Origin of the sequence: Burkholderia sp. LMG 13014 (genome assembly GCF_905232215.1) — a bacterium.
Lineage (GTDB): Bacteria > Pseudomonadota > Gammaproteobacteria > Burkholderiales > Burkholderiaceae > Burkholderia.
Map to the genome: position 1 here is coordinate 1 of NZ_CAJNKE010000351.1, position 6,312 is coordinate 6,312.

At 66.0% G+C, this 6,312-nt stretch carries 7 protein-coding genes, 1 tRNA gene and 1 pseudogene; 7 read left to right on the forward strand and 2 right to left on the reverse strand.

Translation table 11 applies throughout. The features are described 5' to 3' along the window. The 7 genes from JYJ84_RS25685 to JYJ84_RS25715 form a co-directional block, all read left to right on the forward strand. Positions 1-416: aminopeptidase N C-terminal domain-containing protein (locus JYJ84_RS25685; RefSeq protein ID WP_205189596.1), on the forward strand; the 416-nt coding region annotated here is incomplete at its 5' end. Between the two features lie 279 nt (positions 417-695). Continuing rightward, positions 696-1,709, forward strand: a complete 1,014-nt coding sequence (locus tag JYJ84_RS25690; protein WP_122944763.1) for a class 1 fructose-bisphosphatase — start codon at positions 696-698, stop codon at positions 1,707-1,709. 207 nt (positions 1,710-1,916) lie between these two features. After that, positions 1,917-1,992 (forward strand) — tRNA-Thr (locus JYJ84_RS25695). A gap of 171 nt (positions 1,993-2,163) precedes the next feature. Further along, complete coding sequence (locus JYJ84_RS25700) at positions 2,164-2,973, forward strand: LuxR C-terminal-related transcriptional regulator (protein ID WP_122944762.1); 810 nt, start codon at positions 2,164-2,166, stop codon at positions 2,971-2,973. Positions 2,974-3,137: 164 nt separating this feature from the next. After that, complete coding sequence (locus JYJ84_RS25705) at positions 3,138-4,871, forward strand: FAD-dependent oxidoreductase (protein WP_175223459.1); 1,734 nt, start codon at positions 3,138-3,140, stop codon at positions 4,869-4,871. After that, complete coding sequence (locus JYJ84_RS25710) at positions 4,868-5,080, forward strand: hypothetical protein (protein ID WP_175223460.1); 213 nt, start codon at positions 4,868-4,870, stop codon at positions 5,078-5,080. Before JYJ84_RS25705 ends, JYJ84_RS25710 begins: the two co-directional genes overlap by 4 nt. Positions 5,081-5,342: 262 nt before the next feature. Next, on the forward strand, positions 5,343-5,597 hold the full coding sequence (locus tag JYJ84_RS25715; protein ID WP_043181796.1) for a GlsB/YeaQ/YmgE family stress response membrane protein: 255 nt from the start codon (positions 5,343-5,345) through the stop codon (positions 5,595-5,597). Positions 5,598-5,676: 79 nt separating this feature from the next. On the opposite strand, the gene JYJ84_RS25720 is transcribed toward JYJ84_RS25715, so the two are convergent. Both JYJ84_RS25720 and JYJ84_RS37935 read right to left on the reverse strand, forming a co-directional pair. After that, positions 5,677-6,159: a TlpA family protein disulfide reductase gene (locus JYJ84_RS25720; RefSeq protein WP_175223461.1), complete on the reverse strand. Its 483-nt coding sequence runs from the start codon at positions 6,157-6,159 to the stop codon at positions 5,677-5,679. Then, positions 6,156-6,312 (reverse strand): annotated as a pseudogene (locus tag JYJ84_RS37935) (exo-alpha-sialidase); the annotation flags it as partial. The pseudogene JYJ84_RS37935 and the gene JYJ84_RS25720, both read right to left, overlap by 4 nt.

Below are 6,312 nucleotides of genomic sequence, written 5' to 3' on the forward strand. Positions count from 1 at the left end.
TCTACCAGCGCTTCGAGAAGGAAGCGCTCGTGATCGACAAGTGGTTCGCGATGCAGGCCGCGCAACGCGGCACGGCCGCGCAGCCGACGCTCGCGAAGGTTCGCAAGCTGCTCGCACACCCGGCGTTCAACCTGAAGAACCCGAACCGCGCGCGTTCGCTGATCTTCAGCTTCTGCGCGGCCAACCCCGCGCAATTCCACGCGGCGGACGGCTCGGGCTATGCGTTCTGGGCCGAACAGGTGCTCGCGCTCGACGCGATCAACCCGCAGGTCGCGGCGCGCCTTGCCCGCTCGCTGGAACTGTGGCGCCGCTTCACGCCGGCGCTGCGCGACCGGATGCGCGAAGCGCTCGAGCAGGTCGCCGCCGGTGCGAAATCGCGCGACGTGCGCGAGATCGTCGAGAAGGCGCTCGCGTAACGCCATCGCCCGCATCGCGCCCACGCGCGACAGCCGGTGCCGTCCGTCGCGGCACCGGCTTTTTTATTGTGTGAGCACCGCGTGAACCGGGTGCAATCGCGGGGTCCGACCGCGCCGCCTGCCGCCGCTGCAAAGCGCATCCCGCCCGCCCCCGCCACCGGAAACCGGGCCGGTTCGGCCGCCCGGCCATGTAACCGGACGAAAAAAGCCGATGGCACGGGAGGCGCGACGGGTAAAATTGCGGCCATTCAAGGATTCTTTGGCCTTCTGGAGTCTGTCATGTCCATTGCCCGCCGCACCACGCTGTCGAAGTTCCTGATCGAACAGCAACGTGAGACCAACAACCTCCCCGCCGACCTGCGCCTGCTGATCGAAGTCGTCGCCCGCGCGTGCAAGGCGATCAGCTACAACGTGTCGAAGGGCGCGCTCGGTGAAGCGCTCGGCACCGCCGGCAGCGAGAACGTCCAGGGCGAAGTGCAGAAGAAGCTCGACATCCTGTCGAACGAGATCCTGCTCGACGCGAACGAATGGGGCGGCAACCTCGCCGCGATGGCGTCGGAAGAAATGGAAACGTTCTTCCCGATCCCGGCGAACTACCCGCGCGGCGAATACCTGCTCGTGTTCGATCCGCTCGATGGCTCGTCGAACATCGACGTGAACGTGTCGATCGGCACGATCTTCTCGGTGCTGCGCTGTCCGGACGGCAAGCAGGCCACCGAGGAATCGTTCCTGCAGCCCGGCACGGAACAGGTTGCCGCCGGCTACGCCGTGTACGGCCCGCAAACGGTGTTCGTGCTGACGACCGGCAATGGCGTGAACTGCTTCACGCTCGACCGCGAAGTCGGCTCGTGGGTGCTCACGCAAAGCAACATGCAGATCCCGGCCGACACGCGCGAATACGCGATCAATGCATCGAACGCGCGCCACTGGTACGACCCGGTCAAGCGCTATGTCGACGAACTGAACGCCGGCAAGGATGGCCCGCGCGGCGACAACTTCAACATGCGCTGGATCGCATCGATGGTCGCCGACGTGCACCGGATCCTGAACCGCGGCGGCATCTTCATGTACCCGGCCGACAAGCGCACGCCCGATCGTCCGGGCAAGCTGCGCCTGATGTACGAAGCGAACCCGATGTCGTTCATCGTCGAACAGGCAGGCGGCGCCGCGACGACCGGCACGCAGCGCATCATGGAAGTTCAGCCGACGGGCCTGCATCAGCGCGTCCCGGTGTTCCTCGGTTCGAAGAACGAAGTCGAGCGCGTGACGGGCTACCATCAAGAAAAGCAATAAATTTGCACTGCAGCACTAGACAGTGTCGCGCGGCGTCAGTACAATCGCGCCTCTTGATGTGACCCCAGCGGGTCACATCGCAGTGAAACGAAGCGGGAAGTTTGCCGAGTCGATGAGTTTCGCGAAACAGCAGCAGCAAGCTGAAAAAAATTCGCAAAACCTATTGCCAAGGTCTCAGATTTCACCTTATAATTTCGTTTCTCTGATGCCGGTGTAGCTCAGTTGGTAGAGCAGCGCATTCGTAATGCGAAGGTCGTAGGTTCGACTCCTATCTCCGGCACCAAGTTATAAAGGGCTGACAAGCAATGCTTGTCAGCCCTTTTCTCATTCCGGGCGCCGAATCGTGCGCTGCCCTCCTTCTGCCCGCGTCCGCTCCGCTTGCGGGCATCACCCGACTCCCGCGCCGCACCCTGCCGACTACAATCGACGGACCACCCCGCCCTTTCCGAGCATCATGCGCACCTGGCGTCTCGAGCGACCGAACCTCACCGGGCAACTGGATGTATCGCGTGCGACGCGCCTCGTCGCCGCGATCGGCGGCAGCGAACCGAACGCATTCGCGGCCGAAGTGCTGAAGCTGTTCGACGACGCGCTGTCGGTCACGCAATGCACGATCTTCGCGTACGAGTTCGGCAATCGCCCGCGCACGCTATCCGTCGCCGACCATCGTGGCGGCCGTTACCTGCGCGACGTCGCCGACACCTACGCGCGACACTTCTACGCGCTCGACGGCAACCAGAAGATCGTGTCGAGCGCGCATCGCGGCACGCGCCGCCACGACCTGCTGCTGCACCAGCAGGCCGGCGACGAGATCGATCATGAAGCGTATCGCGCGGCCTGCTACCGCGGCCCCGACGTGTCCGACCGGCTGTCACTGCTGATGCAGCCAAACGATGCGAGCTGGCTGTCGATCAACCTGTACCGCGCGCATCGCAGCGGTGCGTTCCAGCCGCGTGAGATCGCGGAGATCGAAGCACTCGCGCCGCTGATCGCGCAGGCCGCGAAGCATCACTACGCGCTCGCCGGTGCTGCGCAGATCGGTATCCCGCAACTGATGCTCGCGCGGCTGCGCAGCGCATGCCCGGCACTGTCCAAGCGCGAACTCGACGTGCTGCGCGGCGTACTCGAAGGCCAGACCGCGCACGAGATCGGCGAGACGATCGGCGTGAAGGCATCGAGCGTCGTCACGTACCAGAAACGCGCATACCGGCGCCTGGGCATCTCGAGCCAGCGCCAGCTGTTCGCACTCTGCCTGCAGCCCTGAACCGAACCGGCCGGCGATGACCGGATCGGGGTAAATCCCGGTCGGCTTGCTGTACCCGGAATGGGGACAGCGGATTTCCGCCCGGCTTCCATACTGCTTCGACTGCCTGCACGCGTTGCCCCGGCGCGCGTGCACGTCGAACCGCCCTCCCCTGGAAGCCAACGATGGATCTCGACTTCAAGCCCTACCCGTTCGTCGCCAAGCGCCACCCCGCGCATCTGCCGGCCTGCGACGACGGTATCGATACGCACCGGCATCGCGTGGCGATCGTCGGCGGCGGGCCTGTCGGCCTGGCCGTCGCGCTCGGCCTCGCGAACCACGGCATCCGCAGCGTGCTGATCGAGGCCGACGACGCGGTCTGCCACGGCAGCCGCGCCATCTGCATTTCGCGGCGCAGCCTCGAGATCATCGAGCGGCTCGGCGCGCTCGACGACTTCCTGCACACCGGACTGCCGTGGACCGGCGGACGCAGCTTCTACCGTTGCGACGAAGTTCTGCATTTCACGATGCCGCAGGACGACAACCAGAAGCTGCCGCCGATGATCAATCTCGCGCAGTATCACATCGAGCAGTTCCTGCTCGACGCCGCGCTGCGCCGCTCCGAACTCATCGAGATTCGCTGGCAGGCGAAAGTCACCGGCGTGACCCGGCAACCGGACGGTGTGCGCCTCGACGTCGACACACCGCTCGGCGGCTACGCCCTCGACGCCGACTGGGTCGTCGCATGCGACGGCGGACGCAGCACGATGCGCGACGCGCTCGGCCTGTCGCTCCAGGGTACGAGCTACGAAGGCCGCTACGTGATCGTCGACATCGCGCTCGACAGCGACCGACCGACCGAACGGCTCGCGTACTTCGATCCGTCATCGAACCCGGGTTCGACGGTGCTCGTCCACAAGCAGCCCGACAACGTGTGGCGGATCGACTACCAGTTGCGCGACGATGAGGATCCCGAAGCGGCCGTGAAACCGGAGAACGTGATCCCGCGTGTGCAGAACCTGCTCGACATGATGGGCGAGCGCGGCGACTGGTCGCCGATCTGGATCACGATCTACAAGGCGAACGCGCTGACGCTCGAACGCTACCGGCACGGCCGCGTACTGTTCTGCGGCGACGCCGCGCATCTCGTGCCGATCTTCGGCGTGCGCGGCGCGAATTCGGGCATCGACGATGCCGACAACCTTGCCTGGAAACTCGCGTACGTGACTCGCGGGCTCGCATCGGACACGTTGCTCGACAGCTACTCGGACGAACGCGTGTTCGCGACACACGAGAATCTCCGCTACGGCACGAAGAGCACCGAGTTCATGGCGCCGCCGTCGTTTGCGTTCGAACTGATGCGCAAGGCCGTGCTGTCGCTCGCGGTCCGGCATCCGGCACTGCGTTCGCTGATCAATCCACGCCAGACGACGGCCATCGCCTACGCGACGTCGCCGCTCAACGCAGCCGAACGCGATACGTTTGCCGCCGGCCCCGCGCCCGGCACGGTGCTCGCCGAATGCCCGCTGATGCTGTACTCGGCGCACGGCAGCGACATGCGCCGCGGCCACCTGACCGATCTCGTCGCCCCACGCTTCACCGCGTTCTGCTTCACGTCCGACGGCGTGCCCGATCCGACGCTCGCCGATCTCGAACGGCGCCTGCACGCTGCGCGGATACCGTTCGCGCTCGTCACGCTCGCACGGCATGCGGCGCCGCGGCAACCGGCCTGCGGCGGCCATGACGACGACGGCCGGCTGTTCGACATGTATGGCGCGCGCGACGGCACCGTCTATCTCGTGCGTCCGGACGGTCACGTACTCGGCCGCTGGCACGACGCTCGCGCCGGCGACGTGGCCGCCGCGCTCGACCGCGCACTCCATCCGTGCGCGTCAACCGATCCTCAGGAGACCGCATGATGACGGATACCGAACGCGACACCCTCTACACCGACCTGTGCCGCACGATGACGCGAATCGGTGAAACCGACGCGCCGCTCTTTCTCGCCCGCTTCGCACTGCTGTCGATCGAGGCGATCGGCGATCCCTCGACCGTCGCACGGCTGCTCGCCGACGCAAGCGACGGATTGCCCGACATGGGCACGCAGGCATCGACGCGCGAACGATGACGCTCCTGGCCAGCCGGCTTCACCGTCGGCCATTTATTACAAATTCATTTCGCCATGCATCGCCCGCGCACGCGCGTCGCCGTACGCAGACAAATTCCCTGGAAAATCCGGTTGAGGGTGCATAACATTACTTAACGATTCCGACCCGTCTATCGCGTTACATTGCGTGGGCGGCGCGGCAGGTCGCGATGCCGCCTTCATTCAGCTTGCGGCAACGCAGCCGACGTCCGGTCATTCGACACAACTCAAGGAGAGGAAAACCATGGCTCATGGCTTGATTATGTGGCTCATCATCGGTGCGATCGCCGGCTGGCTTGCCGGCTTGCTCGTCAAGGGCGGCGGCTTCGGGCTGATCGTCGACATCATCGTCGGGATCGTCGGCGCGGTGATCGGCGGCTGGCTCGCCGGGCTGCTCGGTATCAGCGTCGGCAGCGGCTTCATCGGTTCGGTGATCGTCGCGGTCGTCGGCGCGGTGATCCTGCTGTTCGTGATCCGGCTATTCAAGCGAGCGGCCTGACGATTCTCTCCACGCGCCTTCGGGCGCGTTTTCGTATCAGGCCGGCGCGCGGCCCGTCCGCCGCGCGCCGCTGGCCCGTTCAGCGCCTGGCGCGCTGCAACCAGCCGTCGAGCACGTCGGCCGTCAGCAATCCGCTGCGCGCTTCGCGTGTGCCATCGCGCCCGATCCACACGGTGCGCGGCATCTCCCCTCTCCATCCCGCATCGAGCGCCGCCCGCAGACGCTCGGGCATCGGCTCCGCATTTGCATACTGCACAACCTGCGGCGGCAAGCTCATCTGCGCGAGCGCCTGCGAGATCGCCGCACCGTTGTCGTCGTACGCATCCATTGCAACCATCGCGAGCTGCACGTCCGGATGACGGCGCTGCCACGCGACCAGGTGCGCGGCGTTCTCGCGACAGTATCCGCAATCGAGCGACCAGATCTCGACCGCCAGCGGCCGCTCGTGCGCGGTCGCATACAGGCGCGCGACGTCGGCCGCGCGCAGCGGCTGCAGTTCGCCGCCGGCCCACGCCGGCGTGCTCGCGAGCACGATGCCCAGCAACGCAATCAGCCACTTCATTTCACCCCCTCCACCGCGATCAGCCGATAACCGTCGTTACGCGTGCGCCACGACAGATAGAGGCGGCCCGCATCGTCGAGCAACTGCGGGTTGTCGCTCGCGCCCGACGTCGACGCGATCACGCGCGGCGCCGACCAGTGCGCGCCGCGATCG